A 19,219-nucleotide genomic window follows, 5' to 3' on the forward strand; every position below is an offset into this window, starting at 1 on the left:
TCACCCGAGCCCGGCAGGGCGGCTATCAGAAGGTCGTCAGGATGCCGACGCCGAAGCCGAGCGGATCCGCGCCGGGACTTCTCGCGCTGACGCTTTGCACGACCGGTGTCGAGTCGAAATCGTAGAGACCCTGGCTGCGGTTCCAGATACGGCTCACATAGGTCGCGACCGACGTGCGCTTGCTGAACTGGTATTCGTAGACGAGCGAGGCCTGCTGCGCGCCGGTGCTGCTCTGGTTGGCGGTAAGGCACGAGGCGCTCACATTGGCGGCTGCCCCGCTGCAGTTGAGTCCGCGGGCGATACCGTAGGACGCGATCAGTTCGTGGCGTCCGAGGTTCTTCGCGAAGCTGATCGTCGCTGCCTGACGGGAGACGCGACCGTCGCCCATGGCGGCCTTCTTGCCGTAGGTGCCGTCCGAGCCCGCATAGTCCAGACCGAACGCGACGGCAAACGTCGGCGTGAACGAATAGCGCCCGACGATGCGATGGTCCCAGTCGTTTCCGCTCGCCGCCAGCTTGTTCTGATCGAGGCGGGACTCATAGACGTATTGCAGATAGAGGGGGCCCGCGCCGTAGCTTCCCGACAACGTGTACACACGGCCAGCGGGGGTATCGTCCGACGGATCCGACTGGTTATTGCTGTACAGGAAGTGGCCGACCAGCCCCTCGGAATCTTTCGACGTCGAGTAGAGCACCGCACCCGCGACGCGCTGGTTGAACTGCAGCGACGTGCCGTTGAGCGTCGTCATCAGCGTCGTCGTGCTCGCAATCGGCAACTGGTCGCCGAGGAACTTGTAGATGCCCACCGTGTTGTACAGCGGCGAGGTCAGGTAGCCCATCTCGAGCACGCCGAATTTGTCGCTCTGTACGCCGACGAACGTGTCGCGGCCGGCGAAAGTGCCACTGGCGTTGGTGTTGGTGCCGGTGCCGAGGTTGATCGTGTTCTCGTACTGGAAGATCGCCTGCCAGCCGCCGCCGAGATCTTCGGTGCCGCGAATGCCCCAGAAGGAACCGTTGCTCGCGAAGCGGACCGCGGCCGGGCCGTTGACGCCCGGGCTGCGCGCGCCCGTCGACTTGGTGTAAGCGATCGTCGGTGTCAGCAGGCCGTACAGCTGCACCGCGTTGCCGGTCATCGGCATGCCGTCGCCCGAGACCGGTTGGCTGACGAGATCGTAGCCGAGGGGCGACTGCGCCTCTTCGGCCCCGAGCTTGCTCTGGCCTTCCTGTGCAGACACGGACCCGCTTGCGAGAAAACAGGCGCACACCGCCGCGAATATTTCTTTTTTCATCTGGTCTCCAGTTTTTCTTCTATGCGCTCGCCTGCCCGTGCTGCCTGATGCCACCCGGACCCTCCCCACCTTCAGCGCGGACGTTTTGCGCCGAGAGTGGTATGACACGCCTTAGAAAACGATTTCCTATTCTCAAGTTTCGCCGCTTGAGTGTCAACAGAAATCGCAATGATGGAAACGGTGGTTGGCAAGCTCAACGCGAGAGATTGCACGTGACCGGTATCGTGAAATCCCTATGGTTACGGCGTATTTCTGATGTTGTCGGCTTTTTTTGAGCTGACGCATAGATCGGAAAACACGCCCATTCGGGAATCCACCATGAAAATTGGTGCCCCTAGACCGAAGGACAAACGTTTTCCTATTTCGGGCTTTTCGCTCTTGAAAGCATTGCGCTCCAGGGCCGTTGGTCAACGCGGGGACGCGGCGGGCGCGGCGCTGGCAATGGAGGGCGTAGGAGGGGGGCGCGACGATCAGAAGCCACGGGCGGCGCCACGTAGCCGATTAGCTGTTCTTGTTCAGGTAGACAGGGATGGCACACAGGTGTGGGGCAGTGCGGTAGTCGAGCACTGTGGGCCCTCTTACGGTTCCGGAGCGGACAAACGCTCGCGGCAATACCGGATGCGTTTCTCCTATGAAACTGGACCGGTGAATTTCGCTCCCCCGGCCGCGCGGCACTTTATTACATTTTCATAGCGCCATGCAACGTCACGGTTCGACGAGCGTAGCGTCGAAGTGCGACTCGCTGCGGTGTTTACCCTGGGTAGCCGCTGTTTAGCATAAGCTTTTGGGCGCATGCGGGCGCCAGTGGTCCTGGCCGCCGTGCATGCGCGGCGCTGCAGAACCGAGATCTCGACCGTAAGTGATTGTTTTTATGTGGAAACGAGTCACTGCTGCGCCGGGATGGGGTTGCCGGGTCAAACTTGAGTGAGTCTCGACATCCGTCCGCCGGGCCGCTACTCCCCACTTCTTGAATTTGTCACCACCCGTCCATATAATTAGCACTCGCTGCACGAGAGTGCTAACAACATCGCCGGTTGGCTCGGCCAGCCGGGTTTTTCTCAGCGTTCTTCAGTCTCAATCAGAGAGGAGTATGTATGAACCTTCGTCCTTTGCATGATCGCGTGATCGTCAAGCGTCTGGATCAAGAAACCAAGACCGCGTCGGGCATCGTGATCCCCGAAGCCGCAGCGGAAAAGCCGGATCAGGGCGAAATCCTCGCAGTCGGCCCGGGCAAGCGTGACGACAAGGGCGCACAAATCGCGCTCGACGTGAAGGTCGGTGATCGCGTCCTGTTCGGCAAGTACGCTGGCCAGACCGTCAAGGTCGACGGCAACGAACTGCTCGTGATGCGCGAAGAAGACATCATGGCCGTGGTGCAGAAGTAAGCGCAAAGTCGCTACTTCCCCGGTTATATCCAAAGAATTCAAGGAGTTAGAAGATGGCAGCTAAAGACGTCGTATTCGGTGATTCCGCCCGTGCCAAGATGGTCGAAGGCGTGAACATTCTGGCCAACGCCGTGAAGGTCACGCTGGGTCCGAAGGGCCGCAACGTGGTCCTCGAGCGCAGCTTCGGCGGCCCGACGGTCACCAAGGACGGTGTGTCGGTCGCTAAAGAGATCGAACTGAAAGACAAGCTCCAGAACATGGGCGCGCAAATGGTCAAGGAAGTTGCTTCCAAGACCAGCGACAACGCGGGCGACGGCACGACGACCGCTACGGTTCTCGCGCAATCGATCGTCCGCGAAGGCATGAAGTACGTCGCATCGGGCATGAACCCGATGGACCTGAAGCGCGGTATCGACAAGGCCGTCGCGGCAGCAATCGAAGAGCTGCGCAAGATCAGCAAGCCGTGCACGACCAACAAGGAAATCGCCCAGGTCGGCGCGATTTCGGCGAACAGCGATTCGTCGATCGGCGACCGCATCGCTGAAGCAATGGACAAGGTCGGCAAGGAAGGCGTGATCACCGTCGAAGACGGCAAGTCGCTGCAAGACGAGCTGGACGTCGTCGAAGGTATGCAATTCGACCGCGGCTACCTGTCGCCGTACTTCATCAACAACCCGGATAAGCAAGTCGCCGTGCTCGAGAACCCGTTCGTGCTGCTGCACGACAAGAAGGTGTCGAACATCCGTGATCTGCTGCCGGTGCTCGAGCAAGTCGCGAAGGCTGGCCGTCCGCTGCTGATCATTGCAGAAGACGTCGAAGGCGAAGCGCTCGCAACGCTGGTCGTCAACAACATCCGCGGCATCCTGAAGACCGTTGCTGTCAAGGCTCCGGGCTTCGGCGACCGTCGTAAGGCCATGCTGGAAGACATCGCGATCCTGACCGGCGGTCAAGTCATCGCTGAAGAAACCGGCCTGACGCTCGAGAAGGCAACGCTGGCTGAACTGGGCCAGGCGAAGCGCATCGAAGTGGGCAAGGAAAACACCACGATCATCGACGGCGCTGGCGAAGCAGCGAACATCGAAGCTCGCGTCAAGCAAGTGCGCAAGCAGATCGAAGAAGCGACCTCGGACTACGACCGTGAAAAGCTGCAAGAGCGCGTTGCCAAGCTGGCAGGCGGCGTTGCAGTGATCAAGGTCGGTGCTGCGACCGAAGTCGAAATGAAGGAAAAGAAGGCACGTGTCGAAGACGCACTGCACGCAACGCGCGCAGCTGTGGAAGAAGGCATCGTGGCAGGCGGCGGCGTCGCGCTGATCCGTGCACGTACGGCAATCGCTGGCCTGAAGGGCGCTAACCCCGATCAGGACGCAGGTATCAAGATCGTGCTGCGCGCAATGGAAGAGCCGCTGCGCCAGATCGTCACGAACGGTGGCGAAGAAGCCAGCGTCGTGGTGGCAGCTGTTTCGGCTGGCAATGGCAACTACGGCTACAACGCAGCGACCGGCGAGTACGTCGACCTGGTCGACGCAGGTGTCGTGGACCCGACGAAGGTGACGCGCACGGCGCTGCAAAACGCAGCTTCGGTCGCTGGCCTGCTGCTGACGACTGACGCAGCTGTCTGCGAACTGCCGAAGGAAGATGCACCGATGCCTGGCGGCATGCCCGGCGGCATGGGCGGCATGGGCATGGACATGTAATTCCGCTCGGGCCTCGTGGTCCGGCTGCGTGGTCAAACCACCGCGGCTGGATCGCCGACGAGGCCCGGCTGGAAGTCCATGTGGGGAGTGCGCTGCGAGGCGCGCTTTCCCAAAAGAAAAAACCCGCTTATGCGGGTTTTTTCTTTTGGGTCCGGCGTTAACGTGGTTCCTGGCGAGCGTCTCCTGACGCCCTCGGTCCGGGTCAATCGCCTGCCGTTTGGGCGCTACGTTGAGCCGATGTTTCAAGACACTTTTCGCGCAGGAAATGGAAGATCTGCGCGACGCTTTCCGCGGGGCTCAGCGTCCCTGTGTCGACGTGCAAGTCGGGGTCGGTCGGCGCTTCATAGGGCGCGGACACGCCGGTGAACGAACTGATCTCGCCAGACTTCGCTTTCGCGTAGAGGCCTTTCGGATCGCGGCTCGCACAGGTGGCGAGCGGGGCGGACACATAGGTCTCGACGAACCTGTCGGGTCCGATGATCGCGCGCGCCATCGCCCGGTCTTCGCGGATCGGCGAAATCAGCGCCGCAATGACAATCAAGCCCGCGTCGTTCATCAGTTGGGCGACGTGCGCCACGCGGCGGATGTTTTCGCGGCGGTCGTGGCGCTCGAAACCGAGGTCGCTGGCCAGGCCATGGCGGATATTGTCGCCGTCGAGCACATAGCAGGCGTGACCGAGCCCGATCAACTGCTCCTCGAGCGCAAACGCGAGCGTCGATTTGCCGGCACCGGACAGGCCGGTCAGCCAGATCGTGGCGGGCTTCTGGCCGAACATGCGGATGCGATCCTGCACCGCGATGTTGCCGTGGAAGCGTTGCACGAAGTGGGGCGGCTCTTGCATGGATAGGTTCTCCTGATTCTTCTGGCTCATTCGCAGTGCCAGCCTTGCCTCCACGTACCGGCGTTATGCAGGCTTTCGGTGGAATCCGCGATGGTAACGCGAAAGCCTTTCGGAGTGCCTCCGGCAGTGGAATCGAAAATCCGCTGTGTGCGCTCGGATAGCCGGCGCTCGCTATGTCGGGCCGCGGCAAGCCGCTGTGGCCGGTCGCGACGATTTGCGTGCCGACTCGCACCTCGAGCGGGACCTGCTGCTCCGGTTCGCTCAGGTCGACCCGCCCAGCCATCCACTACGCCGTCGCGCTATAGACGTGCGAACTATCGAGCTGATCTATTTCGGATTGAATCACGCGGTCATTACCTTTATTCAAATCAAAAAACGAAATGACGGTCGAGCGCCGCATTTCGGTGGATGGATGAAAAAGGTCGGGAATGACATGCGTGGACATATGACTACTGGTGATGGGTAAAAGTCTAGCCGCATGCTCTCAATGACGTTGTAACGTTTCATTACGCAATAAAACGTTCGCTTACGAAAACCCAACCGGCATCATGCTGTTACGCGAAACAAATTTGTGAGCGAATTGAAATGTGCACAAAACACCGCAGCATCGATAAGTGGAACTGATCTGCGTTATCAATTTTCGAGGCAAATCGAATGAACATTCGCATAATTTGCGAATAAAGCATCAAATAAAAAACCCGCTCAAGAGCGGGTTTTCACTGGGTGCTGGCGAATTGCAAGGTCAGTGCCGTGCTTCTCCGGGCGCCGCGCCTGTGCCTTGCGCGGGCGGGGTTTCATCGTCGTCGCTGCTACGCGCCCAGAAGAAGCGGTCGGGCATGTACGACCCCATGCCTGGCCGGAACGCATTGCGCACCGCCTGATACAGATACTCCTGGCTCTCGCGCACCGCTTCAGCGGGTTCCTGGCCGTTGGCGAGCAGCGCGGCGATCGCCGCGCCGAGCGTATCGGTCAGGCCCGTCAAACGATGGGGCGCGCGGTCCCACATGTCCTGACGCAACTGGCCGTCCTCGCTGAAGAGGGTGTTGACGAGCCGGTGCGTGCCGGTTTCGGTCGACAGAATGTACTCGCAGCCCTGCGACAGCAGGTGCGAGATCGCGGCGTCGAGGCTCGGTGCCTCCGCGTCGCCGTCGGGTTGGGCGAGCGCGAGCAGCGTGGCCGAGTCGGCCACCAGCAGCGTGGTTTGCGGCGCGAGCAGATCGGCGATCGCTTCGCGCAGTTCGTCGGCGGCGAGCACGTGTTCGTCGTCGAGCGTGAAGTCGGGGGCGAGGATCAGTGGAATGTCGTCGTAGTCTGCGACCACTTCGGCGATCGCGCTCACCACTTCGGCGCGCGTGCATGCGCCGACCTTGAACGCGGCGATCGGCATGTCCTCAAGCAGCATGCGCGCCTGCGTGGCGACCGTGTCCGGGTCGAGTCCGGTCACTTCGTCGCAGTTCGCCGAATCGCGCACGGTATAGCCCGTGAGCACGGAAACGCCGTGGCAGCCCATGCTGGCAAGTGTCAACAGGTCCGCCTGCAGGCCGGAGCCGCCGGTGGGATCGGAGAGACCGAAGGTGAGGACGATCGGGGGTGTGTCGCTGGGCATGAAAATGGATAAAGAAAAGCGGATTTCGGCGCAAATTGCGCAATTGGTTCAATTATGCGGCCTAAACCGCGGCGAGGGCGTTTTTTCGCGCATCGGGCCGCGCTCGCGGCTCCCTCACGGCCCACGGGCGGGATGGGGCGGCGCGGGATCGCATCGAGCTTGCCCTGACTCCGTCACGAGCTTGCCCGAGGGTGCCCTCTATCGCGCTGCCGGCTTGCCGCCACTGCCGCGCGGCCACGCCGTCGAAGGCCGGTGCACGCTACGATTGCGCGTTTTCGATTGCTAGGCATGGGGGCGGCAACACGGTACCATCATGGCTCCCGCTTCCACGGACTCAACGACGCGACACAAGAATGGAATATCAAAGCTGGATGTGCCTGATTTGCGGCTGGATTTACGACGAAGAGGCCGGCTTGCCCGACGAAGGCATTGCGCCGGGCACGCGCTGGGAAGACGTTCCCATCAACTGGACGTGTCCGGAGTGCGGAGCGCGCAAGGAAGACTTCGAAATGGTCCAGATCTGAAGCCCGGTCAGCCGCCGGCCTCGGCCGGTGGGATCGTTTGCCTAGCTTGACCGGTTGGTCCGGCGCCGCGGTTTCATGGGGTCGTGCGACTCGCCGGAAGCTTCGGCCCGAAAACCGGGTCCCGAGGTTCGGTCCCGAACCTCGACTTTGAACTTCGATCCCGAAGGTCAGCGGCGTCATCCGCCGCGCAATTGCTGCAATCGCTTGATGCGTCCGGCGCGCCCGGCGCCTGTCTGAGCGCGCCGGCGCGGAACATCGCCGGGCGCGCCGTGTCGCAACGGTAGTCTGTCATTGTCCTGTCGCCGGTTCGCGCGTTGGCCGATCACTCAGCACGCGGCGCGAAGCGACGGCCCCGTCAGCTTCGTGTCGCCTGCCCATGACTCTTCGATCCGCTGCACCCGTTTCCCTCGATGCACTGCCGAACCCGCGCGGCGGCGCGGTCCGCCCCGCGGAACTGGCGCTCGCCGAGGCGTCGCTCGCGTTCGAGCAGCGCGACGAGAGCGGCGCCGCGCTGCTGCGTGCGTCGCACGCGCTGCGTACGGCGGGCTGGCTGAGCGCGCAACGTTTCGCCGACGCGCTCGTGCGGCTCTCGCCGCTCGCGAGCGGCGAGCCAGCCGAAGCGGAAAGCGCGCGGCCGGTGTTCGGCGCGGCGCTGCACGATTTCCGCGCGGCGCTCGAACGTCACAATCTGCGCGAGCTCAGTTGTTCGCCGACGCTATTCACCCATTACCGCGAACTGTGCGCGCAACTCGTCGAACCCACGCCGGGCTCCGCCGTCGCGTTCGAAGACCTCGCGCTGTGCGCGCGGCCGGTGCCTCCGGCGTCGCTGCAGGCGCGATCGGCCGATCAGCTCGCGCATTTGCGCGCGCGCTACGAGCGCGCGTTGCTGCCGGTGCTGCGCTCGCAAGCCGAGACGGGCAGTGCGGTCGCGCTCGCAGTCACGAACGCCGCGCTCGACGAGCTCGACACCGTTTTCGCCGAACTTGCCGGCCCCGATCCCTACGATTTCTGGCGGCTCGCGCGCGCCTGCGCGAAGGCGCTGCGCACGCGCGGCCACGCGATTCGCGAGATCGACGCGCGGCGCTTCTACGCGCGCTGCAACCTGGCGCTCGCCGATCACGCGCATGGCATCGAGCGCGCGCCGCGTTCGTTGGTGCGCGCGACCCTGGCGCTGCTGTGGCGCGACTACGCGCTGTTCGGCGCGGCCGCGCAAGACGCCGACCAGGTCGAGGTGCTGCACGATTACGGCTTGACCGTCGACTGGCACGTGGCGGGCACGCAGTCGTCGGAGGCGCTGTGGGAGGCGGGCGCGCTCGCGGCGCAGTCGCTGCCGCACACGCGCGATCTCGGCGTGCTGAGCGTCAATGCGAACGCGTATGAAGACTTTCTGCAGACCGCCGACGCGTCGATCGAGGCGCTCGCCGCCCATGCCCGCGCGGCCGATCAGCCGGAGAAGGCCGACCCGAGCGAAGCGCTGCAGGCGGGCGACGCCGCCTACCGGCTCGGCTCGGCGGCGTGCGCGCTCGGCCTCGGTCACGTGGCGCTGCTCGCCGATGCGCTCGGTCTCGCATGGCGGCGTCGCGCGCATGCGGGCGTCGCGACGCCGGCGGTGCGCGCGCACGTGATCGTCGGCGCGCCGCCGGCCAATACGCTCGAACAGGCCGCCGAGGCCTTGCGCGCGACGCTGCACAAGGTCGCCGCGGGCGTCGCGCCAGCCAACGGCAGCCTCACGCAGGCGGCACTTGCCGCGCTCACGCGCGCGATCGAGCAAGGAGGCGCGTAAGTCGCAAGCTGGGGGAGACAGAACGCCCGGCTGGCCCGCGACTTGCGTCTACAACGCATCGACTGACGCGTGCAGAACGCCCGGAAACCGTTTGTGACAGGACATAATTCCGCGCACTTCGCCAGGTGCGCCGAACGCGCCGTTCTGCGCGGTATTTCGGCGCCTGCTCGCGGCATGGCGCAAGCCGCGCGCGTGATAAAGTTCAACCTGATCCGGCGTAGATGGTGCGCCCCACCTCGCATGCAACGCCGCGCGTTGCCAAGCTCAAAGCAGCCCGCCATCCCGCATCGTCTTTGCTAAAATCCGAACTATGTCCAAGAGTACCGATCGCATCAATCTGACCAACCAGTTCCTGATCGCCATGCCGAACATGGCCGATCCGACGTTTTCAGGAACGGTGGTCTACCTTTGCGATCACAGTGAGCGCGGCGCGCTCGGCCTCGTGATCAACCGGCCGACCGATATCGACCTGCAGGCGCTCTTCAATCGCATCGATCTGAAGCTCGAGATCGAACCGCTTCTCCATGTTCCCGTGTATTTCGGCGGCCCGGTGCAAACCGAGCGCGGTTTCGTGCTGCACGATCCGAAAGGCGGCAGCGCGTACACGTCGTCGATGTCGGTGCCGGGCGGGCTCGAAATGACCACGTCGAAAGACGTGCTCGAGGCCGTCGCGAGCGGCACCGGTCCGGAACGTTTCCTGTTGACGCTCGGTCACGCCGGCTGGGGCGCCGGTCAGCTCGAGGATGAAATCTCGAAGAACGGCTGGCTGACGGTCGAGGCCGATCCGAAGATCGTTTTCGACGTGCCCGCCGAAGATCGTCTCGAAGCGGCGCTCGCGCTGCTCGGCGTGTCGCTGTCGATGCTGTCGGGCGAGGCCGGGCACGCATGAGGGGCCGCGCATGAGTCTGCCGGCCGGACGTGAGGCGACGCTGCTTGCGTTCGACTACGGCGTGAAACGCATCGGCGTGGCGGTCGGCAATTCGCTGACGCGTCGTGCGCAGCCGCTCGTCGTCGTGCGGAACCGCAGCAAGGAATACCGCTTCGAAGCGCTCGGCAAGCTGATCGCCGAATGGAAGCCCGATGCGCTGGTGGTCGGCTTGCCCATGCACCCCGACGGCACGCCGCACGAACGCACGCAGCTCGCGAAGCGCTTCGGCAATCAGCTGAACGGCCGCTTCAATCTGCCGGTCACGTGGGTCGACGAGCGCTACTCGTCGGTCGAGGCCGAGGCGCAAATCCGCGCCGGCAACACCCGCACCGACATGCTCGATGCCGAAGCCGCGAGCGTCATCCTCCAGCAATATCTTGACGGACTTTCCGACGATCATGAGTTCCATTGACGCCGAAGCGCTGTATCGCGCGTTGCTCGACCAGATTCGCGCGGCGTACGGCGACCAGCTCGCGGCCGCGCAAGACGGTGGCGAAGCGGCGGTGCTGGCCGGTATCCATAGCGGCGGGGCATGGCTCGCCGAGCGGCTCGCGCACGACCTGAAGCTCGCGAGCTTCGGCGTGGTGAACGTCGCGCTGCATCGCGACGACTACGCGAAAAAAGGGCTCCACGCGCAGGCGAGCCCTACCTCGCTGCCGTTCGCGGTCGACGGCCGCCGCATCGTGCTGGTCGACGACGTGCTCTACACCGGCCGCACGATTCGCGCGGCGGTGAACGAGCTGTACGACTATGGCCGGCCGGCCTCGGTCGAACTCGCGGTGCTGGCCGATCGGGGCGGACGCGAGTTGCCGGTGGCGGCACGCTTCGTCGGCGGCGTGGTCGACGTGCCGGCCAACGCGACGCTCGTGCTGGACCATGAAGACGACGGCGCGGGCGGCCAGCGGTTCTCTTTTCACACTGAAGCACGCGTCGATTGACATGCGCCCGAGCGGCGCTCCGATCCCGATCACGTTGCAGTCAGTCCGTATTTGAAGCAGGTACATCATGAACACCGCCACCCAGGCCCCGCAGGACTCCTCCGCCAGCGCATCCGAGCGCTTCCGCTACGGCTTCCTGAAGGGCAACCCGCAGCTCACGAAGAACGGCGAGCTCAAACATCTGTTGTCGATCGAGGGGCTGCCGAAGGCCATCGTCAATCACATTCTCGAGACCGCCGACCAGTTCGTCAGCGTGACCGATCGCGAAGTGAAGAAGGTGCCGCTGTTGCGCGGCAAGTCGGTGTTCAACCTGTTCTTCGAGAACTCCACACGCACGCGCACCACGTTCGAGATCGCGGCCACGCGCCTGTCGGCCGACGTGCTGAATCTGAACATCAACGCGTCGTCGACGAGCAAGGGCGAATCGCTGCTCGACACGATCAATAACCTGTCGGCGATGCACGCGGATCTGTTCGTCGTGCGTCATGCGTCGAGCGGCGCGCCGTTCCTGATCGCGCAGCACTGTGCGCCGCACGTGCACGTGATCAACGCCGGCGACGGCCGTCACGCGCACCCGACCCAGGGCCTGCTCGACATGTACACGATCCGCCACTACAAGAAGGACTTCACGAAGCTGCGCGTGGCGATCGTCGGCGACATCCTGCATTCGCGCGTGGCGCGCTCGGACATTCATGCGCTGACCACGCTCGGCGTGCCCGAAGTGCGCGCGATCGGTCCGCGCACGCTGCTGCCGGGCGGCCTCGAACAGATGGGCGTGCGCGTGTTCCACAACCTCGACGAAGGCCTGAAGGACGTCGATGTGATCATCATGCTGCGCCTGCAGAACGAACGCATGAGCGGCGCGCTGCTGCCGTCGTCGCAGGAGTACTTCAAGAGCTGGGGGCTCACGCCCGAGCGCCTCGCGCTTGCCGCCCCCGATGCGATCGTGATGCACCCCGGCCCGATGAATCGCGGCGTCGAGATCGACTCGCAGGTCGCGGATGGCCCGCAGTCGGTGATCCTGAACCAGGTCACGTTCGGCATCGCGGTGCGCATGGCGGTGATGGGGATCGTCGCGGGTAATAACGACTAGGCAACGACCAGGCAACGACTGATCAGGAAGCCGACGCACAGGCTGAACCACAGGTTTAACAAAGGCAGCGCATGAAGATTCATATTCAAGGCGGCACGCTGATCGATCCGGCAGCGGGCACCGAACAGCAGCAGGACATTTTTATCGAGGCGGGCAAGATCGCCGCGCTCGGCAACGCGCCGGCCGGCTTCCAGGCGGAGCGCACGATCGACGCGCGCGGCCTGTCGATCGCCCCGGGTCTCGTCGACCTGTGCGCGCGTTTGCGCGAGCCCGGTTACGAGCACAAGGCGACGCTCGGCTCGGAAATGGCCGCGGCGCTCGCGGGCGGTGTGACGAGCCTCGTGTGTCCGCCGGACACCGATCCGACGCTCGACGAACCGGGCCTCGTCGAAATGCTGAAGTTCCGCGCGCGCAATCTGAACAAGGCGCACGTGTACCCGCTCGGCGCGCTGACGGTCGGTCTCAAAGGGCAGGTCATCACCGAGATGGTCCAGCTGACGGAGGCGGGCTGCATCGGCTTTTCGCAGGCCGATACGCCGATCGTCGACACCCAGGTCCAGATGCGCGCGCTGCAATACGCGAAGACGTACGGCTTCACCGTGTGGCTGCGTCCCGTCGATGCCTACCTCGGCAAGGGCGGCGTCGCCGCAAGCGGGGCGCTGGCGTCGCGGCTCGGTCTGTCGGGGGTGCCGGTATCGGCTGAGACCATCGCGCTGCATACGATCTTCGAACTCGTGCGCGTGACCGGCGCACGCGTGCACATTTCGCATGTGTCGTCGGCGGCGGGCGTGGCGCTCGTGCGCGCGGCGAAGGCTGAAGGCCTGCCGGTGTCGTGTGACGTCACCGTGAACCACGTGCACCTGATCGACCTCGACATCGGCTACTTCGACGCGCAGTTCCGGCTCGATCCGCCGCTGCGTCAGCAACGCGATCGCGAAGCGATTCGCGCGGGTCTGCTGGACGGCACGATCGACGCGATCTGCTCGGCGCACACGCCGGTGGACGACGACGAAAAACTGCTGCCGTTCGCGGAGGCGACACCGGGTGCCACCGGCCTCGAGCTGTTCCTGTCGCTGACGGTGAAGTGGGCCGACGAAGCGGGCGTGCCGCTCGCGACCGCGCTCAAGCGCATCACGGCGGCGCCGGCCCAGGTGCTCGGCCTCGAAGCGGCTGGCCGCATCGAGGTCGGCGCCGTGGCCGACCTCTGCGTGTTCGACCGTCACGCGCACTGGCGCGTCGAGCCGCGCGCGCTGAAGAGCCAGGGACACAACACGCCGTTCCTCGGCTACGAACTGCCGGCGCAGGTGCGCGCGACCATCGTGTCCGGTCAGCTCGCCTACGAACAACGCTGAGCGGTGTCGTTACGGTTCAGTCAAGGAAAGCTCCGGCCATGAAGCTCGCGTTACGCAAGGTCCGTCTCATCGCGCATCTGTTGCACGGCATGTGGACCGTCGCGACGCGCTTTCCGAACGCGAGCGCCGAACGGCGTCACGCGCTCAATCGCGCGTGGTCGCTGAAGATGCTGCGTCTGTGCGGCATGCGCCTCGTCGTGCACAACGACGCGGCGCGGCTCGATCGCGGCGCGCTGGTGGTCGCCAATCACATTTCGTGGATCGACATCTACGTGATCAACGCGTGGCGGCCAACGCCGTTCGTGTCGAAGGCGGAGATCCGTCAATGGCCGGTGGTCGGCTGGCTCGCGCAACAACTCGACACGGTGTTCATCCAGCGCGAGAAGCGCAGCGACGCGAAGCGGATCATGCACGAGCTCGCCGCCCGGCTGGGCGCGGGCGAGCTGATGTGTGTGTTCCCCGAAGGCACGACCACGAACGGGCTCGCGCTGCTGCCGTTCCACGCGAACATGTTCCAGGCGGCGGTGTCGGCCGGTGTGCCGGTGCAGCCGGTATGCATCATGTATGAGGACGCGCAGGGCCGGCAGTCGACGGCTCCCGCGTATATCGACGACGTCTCGTTGGCCGATTCGCTCGACATGCTGTTGCGCGGCGGTCCGCTGACCGCGCACGTCTATGTTGGCGCGGCGCTCGCGCCGGACGCGGATCGGCGCGTGCTCGCGGCGCGCGCGCAGGACGTGGTGGCGGGTGCGTTGCAGGCCATGCAGACTGGCAAGGCCGTAGCGGGGACGCTCGCGCACGAGGGCGACGTTATCGCTGCTGCGTCGTCGAACGATGCAAACGAATCGGCCGAAACGCTGATCGAGCCCGTGGATCAGCCGCGACGCTCCGCCTGAGCGGCGGTGCCGTCGGGCAGGGTCGCCGTCTTCGCTTCAATTCCCTCCGCGCGGCACGCCGCACGAATCGCAATCGACCTGCGTCAACGTCCGCTTGGCCGGATTGCGCGCGAGCCGCACCGCCGACAGCTTCTCCCCCCACACGCAGCCCGAATCGAGGCCGATCAGGTTGTCGCGCAACAGCAGACCGAGCGCGGCCCAATGACCGAACACGACGGTCACGTCGGCGGTCTTGCGCGACGGCACGTCGAACCATGGCATGCAGCCGCCCGGCGTGGACGCGAGCGTGCCGCTGCTCGTGAAATCCATGACGCCATCCGCGGTGCAAAAGCGCATGCGCGTGAGCGCGCTGCAGGTGACGCGCAGACGGTCGATACCCTTCAGGCCCGGCTTCCAGCGATTCGGTTCGTTGCCGTACAGGCCGGCAAGCGTTTCTTTCCAGTTCGGCGCACGCAGCGCGCGTTGCAATTCGTCGGCGAGTTCGAGCGTGAGCGTCACATCCCATTGCGGCAGCACGCCCGCATGCACCATCAGCATGCCGTTGTCGAAATGCGCGAGCGGCCGGTGGCGTATCCACTCGATCAGATCGTCGGCATCGGGCGCGGCGAGAATGTCCCCGATGGTGTCGCCCTTCTTCGATTTGCGAATTCCCGCCGATACCGACAGCAGATGCAGATCGTGATTGCCGAGCACCGGCACCGCGCGTTCGCCGAACCCGATCACGTCGCGCAACGTGTCGAGCGAGTCGGGGCCGCGGTTGATCAGATCGCCGGCGAACCACAGCGGCGTGCCCTCCGGCGGCGCAGCTTTGGCGAGCAGTTGCCGAAACGGTTCGCGGCAGCCTTGCAGATCGCCGAAAGCCAGAGGGACGAGGGGAGCGGACGTGCTGGGGGCGTTGGAGGGTGTCATCAAACGAAGTGGAAGCGATTCGATACAGCGGTCACGCACAACGCGTGCCGCGGTGGGCGGTGCAGCAAATTTGCATGACATAATACCTTTTCGGGGTTCCGATATCGCGTGGTGCAAGCCGTTCGCATTGCGGGCGCGTGCAGCTGGTGTGGGCGACCCGGGGTACTGCCCGGCGCGATGTTTCCGTGTGGCGATTGCGCTCTTTCCTCGAAGTTATGCGTCTGTTCTCGCCGTTATTCGCAGGTGCGGTGAGCGCGTTAGCGTACGGTGGCCGGACTCGTCCCCCTGTTTCCGGTCGTTGGCGCTCCAATTTCTCCGAGGGAGCGCCTTATAATCGGGCCCTCATAAGATTGGCGTCCGAGCGTTTGGTTGCGCACAAGCGGAGGCGACGGACTGCGGCAGAATCGGAAATCACGACGTATGGTGAGCAGGTCGGCTCACCGGTTCCGACCGCCACTGACATCTACAAGGGAATTTCATGATCCTGGTAACGGGTGGCGCCGGTTTTATCGGCGCCAATTTTGTGCTCGACTGGCTCAAAGCGTCCGACGAAACAGTGCTCAACGTAGACAAGCTAACCTACGCCGGCAACCTCGGTACGTTGAAATCGCTACAGGGCGATTCCAGGCACATTTTCGTGCGCGCGGATATCTGCGACAGCGCCGCGCTCGACGCATTGCTGGCCGAACACAAGCCGCGCGCCGTGCTGCATTTCGCGGCCGAGAGCCACGTCGATCGCTCGATTCACGGTCCGGCCGATTTCGTGCAAACCAACGTGGTCGGTACGTTCACGCTGCTCGAAGCCACCCGCAGCTACTGGAACACGCTGGGCGAGGCGGAGCGCGCCGCGTTCCGCTTCCTGCACGTATCGACCGACGAAGTGTTCGGCTCGCTGTCCGCCACCGATCCGCAGTTCTCCGAAACGACGCCGTACGCGCCGAATAGCCCCTATTCCGCAACCAAGGCCGGCTCCGATCACCTCGTGCGCGCCTACCATCACACGTATGGGCTGCCGGTGCTGACCACCAACTGCTCGAACAATTACGGCGCGTACCAGTTCCCCGAAAAGCTGATTCCGCTGATGATCGCCAACGCGCTCGGCGGCAAGCCGCTGCCGGTGTACGGCGACGGTCAGAACGTGCGCGACTGGCTGTATGTCGGCGATCATTGCAGCGCGATCCGTGAAGTGCTCGTGCGCGGCACGCCGGGCGAGACGTACAACGTCGGCGGCTGGAACGAGAAGAAGAATCTCGAGGTCGTGCACACGCTGTGCGACCTGCTCGACGAGCAGCGTCCGAAGGCGGTCGGCTCGTATCGCGACCAGATCACCTACGTGACCGACCGTCCGGGTCACGACCGCCGTTACGCGATCGACGCCCGCAAGCTCGAGCGTGAACTCGGCTGGAAACCGGCGGAGACGTTCGAGACGGGGCTCGCCAAAACGGTCCAGTGGTATCTCGACAACCAGCAATGGGTCGACGAAGTCGCTTCGGGCGAATACCGGAAGTGGGTCGAGACCAACTACGCGCAGCGCGCGTAAAGGCACGGCAATGGCGCGCAAAGGCATTATTCTCGCGGGCGGTTCGGGCACCCGCCTGTATCCGATCACGCATGTCGTCTCCAAGCAGTTGCTGCCGGTGTACGACAAGCCGATGATCTACTACCCGCTCTCCACGCTGATGGTGGCGGGCATTCGCGACGTGCTGATCATCTCCACGCCGCAGGACACGCCGCGCTTCGAAGCCATGCTCGGCGACGGCAGCCAGTGGGGTATGAACATCCAGTACGCGGTGCAGCCGTCGCCGGACGGGCTCGCGCAGGCGTTCATCATCGGCCGCGAGTTCGTGAACAACGATCCGTCGGCGCTGATTCTCGGCGACAACATCTTCTACGGTCACGATCTCGCGAAGCAGCTCGAACACGCGAATGATCAGGCCAGCGGCGCCACCGTCTTCGCGTATCACGTGCAGGATCCGGAACGCTACGGCGTGGTCGAATTCGACAAGCAGTTCCGTGCATTGTCGATCGAAGAGAAGCCGCTCAAGCCGCGTTCGAACTACGCGGTCACGGGTCTGTACTTCTACGACAAGCAGGTCTGCGATATCGCCGCCGACATCAGGCCGTCGGCGCGCGGCGAGCTCGAAATCACCGACGTCAACTCGCGTTACCTCGCGAACGCCGCGCTGAACGTCGAGATCCTGGGTCGCGGCTATGCATGGCTCGACACCGGCACGCACGATTCGCTGATCGAAGCCGCAACCTTCATCGCGACGCTGCAAAAGCGCCAGGGTCTCGTCGTTGCGTGTCCGGAAGAGATCGCGTACCGGCGTCAGTGGATCGACGGCGAGCAACTGCTCGCGCTCGCCAAACCGCTCGCGAAGAATGCCTACGGGCAATATCTGCAAAACATACTCACGGATCACGTCGCATGGCCATCCAGGTAACCGCAACCGCGCTGCCCGAAGTCAAGATCATCGAGCCGAAGGTGTTCGGCGATGCGCGCGGATTCTTCTTCGAAAGCTTCAATACGCTCGAATTCGCCGAGAAGGTCGAGGCGGGCGTCGAGTTCGTGCAGGACAACCACTCGCGTTCGGCGAAGGGCGTGCTGCGCGGTCTGCACTATCAGATCCAGCATGCGCAGGGCAAGCTCGTGCGCGTGGTCGAGGGCGAAGTGTTCGACGTGGCCGTCGACATCCGCAAGAGTTCGCCGAACTTCGGCAAGTGGGTCGGCGTCACGCTGTCGGTCGAGAACCATCGGCAGCTGTGGGTGCCGCCCGGTTTCGCGCACGGCTTCGTCGTGCTGTCGGAGTCGGCGCAGTTCCTCTACAAGACCACGGATTATTGGTTCCCTGAGCACGAGCGCAGCATCGTCTGGAACGATCCGGCAATCGGGATCGAATGGCCGGTCGACTTCGAGCCGCTGCTCGCCGCCAAGGACGCGGCAGGCAAGCGTCTGTCCGACGCCGAAGTCTTCGCATAAGGGGATCGCATGAGCGCACACGAGGCGAAACGGACCATCCTCGTCACCGGCGTCAATGGCCAGGTCGGCTACGAGCTCGCGCGCACGCTGCAAGGGCTCGGCCACGTGGTGGCGGTCGATCGCTCGCGGCTCGATCTGTCGAACCTCGATCAGATTCGCGCGGTGGTGCGCGAGGTGCGTCCCGCGCTGATCGTCAATCCGGCGGCTTATACCGCGGTCGACAAAGCCGAAGAAGAGCGCGATCTGGCAATGCGCATCAACGGCGAAGCACCGGGCGTGCTGGCCGAGGAAGCGAAGAAACTCGGCGCTGCGCTGATCCACTATTCGACCGACTACGTGTTCAACGGCACGAAGGAAGGCGCGTACGTCGAAGACGATCCGACCGACCCCCAGAACGTCTATGGGCGCAGCAAGCTCGCGGGCGAGCAGGCGATCGCGGCGAGCGGCGTCAATCATCTCGTGTTACGCACGAGCTGGGTGTATGGCACGCGTGGCAAGAATTTTCTGCTGACCATGCTGCGGCTTGGCGCAGAGCGCCCCGAGCTGAAGGTGGTGGCTGATCAGTTCGGCGCGCCGACCTGGTGCAACACGATTGCCACGCTGACTTCCCATCTGGTCGCGCAGGCGTTCGCCGCCGAAGAGGGCGCGAAGTGGTGGAGCGAGCGCTCGGGTATTTATCACCTGTGCGCGGGCGGCGCGACGTCGTGGCACGGCTTCGCGTCGGCCATTTTCGAGCTCGCAGACTTGCCGAACAAGCCGAATACGCTGCCGATTCCCGCCGCGGATTACCCGACGCCGGCGAAGCGCCCAGCCAATTCCAGAATGTCGAACGACAAACTGGCGCGCGTGTTCGGTCTCGCCGCGCCGCATTGGCGGGATGCGTTGATGCTCTGTCTCACGGACGGCTTTCCGAAACCACCCACCCTGCGCTCCTGATGTCGCGGCGTTTGCGCGCCGCACACTCGCGATTCATACGGCAACTTGTGCTACGTGTTGTTTGTC

General features: G+C 64.2%; 18 protein-coding genes. 14 read left to right on the plus strand and 4 right to left on the minus strand.

The annotated features are described in order from the left end of the window. Window positions 1-25: 25 nt before the first annotated feature. Window positions 26-1,288 carry a porin gene (locus tag CI15_RS03100; protein WP_062124242.1) on the minus strand — a complete coding sequence of 421 codons (1,263 nt, stop codon included), beginning with the start codon at window positions 1,286-1,288 and terminating at the stop codon, window positions 26-28. A 1,094-nt stretch (window positions 1,289-2,382) separates the two neighbouring features. Between CI15_RS03100 and groES the strand changes: the two genes are divergently transcribed. Then, complete coding sequence (gene groES, locus CI15_RS03105; RefSeq protein ID WP_007178996.1) at window positions 2,383-2,673, plus strand: co-chaperone GroES; 291 nt, start codon at window positions 2,383-2,385, stop codon at window positions 2,671-2,673. Window positions 2,674-2,726: 53 nt separating this feature from the next. After that, window positions 2,727-4,367, plus strand: a complete 1,641-nt coding sequence (gene groL / locus CI15_RS03110) for a chaperonin GroEL (RefSeq protein ID WP_062124243.1) — start codon at window positions 2,727-2,729, stop codon at window positions 4,365-4,367. Between the two features lie 202 nt (window positions 4,368-4,569). Here the strand turns inward: groL and cysC are convergent, their stop codons facing one another. Next, window positions 4,570-5,208, minus strand: coding sequence for an adenylyl-sulfate kinase (cysC, locus tag CI15_RS03115; protein WP_062124244.1), 639 nt, complete (start codon window positions 5,206-5,208; stop codon window positions 4,570-4,572). Window positions 5,209-5,950: 742 nt separating this feature from the next. Further along, window positions 5,951-6,814 carry a hydroxymethylpyrimidine/phosphomethylpyrimidine kinase gene (locus CI15_RS03120; RefSeq protein WP_062124246.1) on the minus strand — a complete coding sequence of 288 codons (864 nt, stop codon included), beginning with the start codon at window positions 6,812-6,814 and terminating at the stop codon, window positions 5,951-5,953. 353 nt (window positions 6,815-7,167) lie between these two features. On the opposite strand from CI15_RS03120, the gene CI15_RS03125 reads away from it, so the two are divergent. The 8 genes from CI15_RS03125 to CI15_RS03160 all read left to right on the plus strand — a co-directional run bounded on the left by CI15_RS03125 (window position 7,168) and on the right by CI15_RS03160 (window position 14,328). Further along, the gene (locus tag CI15_RS03125) at window positions 7,168-7,338 is read left to right on the plus strand and encodes a rubredoxin (RefSeq protein ID WP_006047743.1); all 171 of its coding nucleotides are present in this window, start codon (window positions 7,168-7,170) and stop codon (window positions 7,336-7,338) included. A gap of 376 nt (window positions 7,339-7,714) precedes the next feature. Then, entirely contained in the window at window positions 7,715-9,121 is a 1,407-nt protein-coding gene (locus tag CI15_RS03130) for a FimL-related protein (protein WP_062124247.1), read from the plus strand. A gap of 310 nt (window positions 9,122-9,431) precedes the next feature. After that, entirely contained in the window at window positions 9,432-10,010 is a 579-nt protein-coding gene (locus tag CI15_RS03135) for a YqgE/AlgH family protein (RefSeq protein ID WP_027196846.1), read from the plus strand. 10 nt (window positions 10,011-10,020) lie between these two features. After that, window positions 10,021-10,461: a Holliday junction resolvase RuvX gene (gene ruvX / locus CI15_RS03140; RefSeq protein ID WP_062124248.1), complete on the plus strand. Its 441-nt coding sequence runs from the start codon at window positions 10,021-10,023 to the stop codon at window positions 10,459-10,461. After that, window positions 10,448-10,987: a bifunctional pyr operon transcriptional regulator/uracil phosphoribosyltransferase PyrR gene (pyrR, locus tag CI15_RS03145; RefSeq protein ID WP_062124249.1), complete on the plus strand. Its 540-nt coding sequence runs from the start codon at window positions 10,448-10,450 to the stop codon at window positions 10,985-10,987. Before ruvX ends, pyrR begins: the two co-directional genes overlap by 14 nt. 67 nt (window positions 10,988-11,054) lie before the next feature. After that, complete coding sequence (locus tag CI15_RS03150; protein ID WP_008920711.1) at window positions 11,055-12,080, plus strand: aspartate carbamoyltransferase catalytic subunit; 1,026 nt, start codon at window positions 11,055-11,057, stop codon at window positions 12,078-12,080. 71 nt (window positions 12,081-12,151) lie between these two features. Continuing rightward, window positions 12,152-13,432 carry a dihydroorotase gene (locus CI15_RS03155; protein WP_062124250.1) on the plus strand — a complete coding sequence of 427 codons (1,281 nt, stop codon included), beginning with the start codon at window positions 12,152-12,154 and terminating at the stop codon, window positions 13,430-13,432. 38 nt (window positions 13,433-13,470) lie between these two features. Then, entirely contained in the window at window positions 13,471-14,328 is an 858-nt protein-coding gene (locus tag CI15_RS03160) for a lysophospholipid acyltransferase family protein (protein WP_062124252.1), read from the plus strand. A gap of 36 nt (window positions 14,329-14,364) precedes the next feature. Here CI15_RS03160 and CI15_RS03165 read toward each other — a convergent pair whose 3' ends face one another. After that, a complete protein-coding gene (locus CI15_RS03165; protein WP_062124253.1) occupies window positions 14,365-15,237 on the minus strand; it encodes a symmetrical bis(5'-nucleosyl)-tetraphosphatase in 873 nt (290 codons plus the stop codon). A 478-nt stretch (window positions 15,238-15,715) separates the two neighbouring features. Here CI15_RS03165 and rfbB point away from each other — a divergent pair, with 478 nt between their 5' ends. From rfbB to rfbD, 4 genes are read left to right on the plus strand one after another with little or no spacing between them, the layout of a single operon-like run. Continuing rightward, complete coding sequence (rfbB, locus tag CI15_RS03170; RefSeq protein ID WP_062124254.1) at window positions 15,716-16,777, plus strand: dTDP-glucose 4,6-dehydratase; 1,062 nt, start codon at window positions 15,716-15,718, stop codon at window positions 16,775-16,777. Window positions 16,778-16,787: 10 nt separating this feature from the next. Continuing rightward, window positions 16,788-17,681, plus strand: coding sequence for a glucose-1-phosphate thymidylyltransferase RfbA (rfbA, locus tag CI15_RS03175; RefSeq protein ID WP_062124255.1), 894 nt, complete (start codon window positions 16,788-16,790; stop codon window positions 17,679-17,681). Continuing rightward, window positions 17,666-18,217, plus strand: coding sequence for a dTDP-4-dehydrorhamnose 3,5-epimerase (gene rfbC, locus CI15_RS03180; protein ID WP_062124257.1), 552 nt, complete (start codon window positions 17,666-17,668; stop codon window positions 18,215-18,217). Before rfbA ends, rfbC begins: the two co-directional genes overlap by 16 nt. Window positions 18,218-18,226: 9 nt before the next feature. Continuing rightward, window positions 18,227-19,153, plus strand: coding sequence for a dTDP-4-dehydrorhamnose reductase (rfbD, locus tag CI15_RS03185; RefSeq protein WP_062124258.1), 927 nt, complete (start codon window positions 18,227-18,229; stop codon window positions 19,151-19,153). Window positions 19,154-19,219: the final 66 nt, after the last annotated feature.

The sequence above is a fragment of the Paraburkholderia monticola genome (assembly GCF_001580545.1).
Classification (GTDB): domain Bacteria; phylum Pseudomonadota; class Gammaproteobacteria; order Burkholderiales; family Burkholderiaceae; genus Paraburkholderia; species Paraburkholderia monticola.

Coding starts and splice junctions, on each gene's coding strand:
- groL (WP_062124243.1), top strand. CDS start 2,727: ATGGCAGCTAAAGACGTCGTATTCGGTGATTCCGCCCGTGCCAAGATG.
- CI15_RS03100 (WP_062124242.1), bottom strand. CDS start 1,288: ATGAAAAAAGAAATATTCGCGGCGGTGTGCGCCTGTTTTCTCGCAAGC.
- rfbB (WP_062124254.1), top strand. CDS start 15,716: ATGATCCTGGTAACGGGTGGCGCCGGTTTTATCGGCGCCAATTTTGTG.
- ruvX (WP_062124248.1), top strand. CDS start 10,021: ATGAGTCTGCCGGCCGGACGTGAGGCGACGCTGCTTGCGTTCGACTAC.
- CI15_RS03120 (WP_062124246.1), bottom strand. CDS start 6,814: ATGCCCAGCGACACACCCCCGATCGTCCTCACCTTCGGTCTCTCCGAT.
- pyrR (WP_062124249.1), top strand. CDS start 10,448: ATGAGTTCCATTGACGCCGAAGCGCTGTATCGCGCGTTGCTCGACCAG.
- CI15_RS03135 (WP_027196846.1), top strand. CDS start 9,432: ATGTCCAAGAGTACCGATCGCATCAATCTGACCAACCAGTTCCTGATC.
- rfbC (WP_062124257.1), top strand. CDS start 17,666: ATGGCCATCCAGGTAACCGCAACCGCGCTGCCCGAAGTCAAGATCATC.
- CI15_RS03130 (WP_062124247.1), top strand. CDS start 7,715: ATGACTCTTCGATCCGCTGCACCCGTTTCCCTCGATGCACTGCCGAAC.
- CI15_RS03125 (WP_006047743.1), top strand. CDS start 7,168: ATGGAATATCAAAGCTGGATGTGCCTGATTTGCGGCTGGATTTACGAC.
- rfbA (WP_062124255.1), top strand. CDS start 16,788: ATGGCGCGCAAAGGCATTATTCTCGCGGGCGGTTCGGGCACCCGCCTG.
- rfbD (WP_062124258.1), top strand. CDS start 18,227: ATGAGCGCACACGAGGCGAAACGGACCATCCTCGTCACCGGCGTCAAT.
- groES (WP_007178996.1), top strand. CDS start 2,383: ATGAACCTTCGTCCTTTGCATGATCGCGTGATCGTCAAGCGTCTGGAT.
- CI15_RS03165 (WP_062124253.1), bottom strand. CDS start 15,237: ATGACACCCTCCAACGCCCCCAGCACGTCCGCTCCCCTCGTCCCTCTG.
- cysC (WP_062124244.1), bottom strand. CDS start 5,208: ATGCAAGAGCCGCCCCACTTCGTGCAACGCTTCCACGGCAACATCGCG.
- CI15_RS03160 (WP_062124252.1), top strand. CDS start 13,471: ATGAAGCTCGCGTTACGCAAGGTCCGTCTCATCGCGCATCTGTTGCAC.
- CI15_RS03150 (WP_008920711.1), top strand. CDS start 11,055: ATGAACACCGCCACCCAGGCCCCGCAGGACTCCTCCGCCAGCGCATCC.
- CI15_RS03155 (WP_062124250.1), top strand. CDS start 12,152: ATGAAGATTCATATTCAAGGCGGCACGCTGATCGATCCGGCAGCGGGC.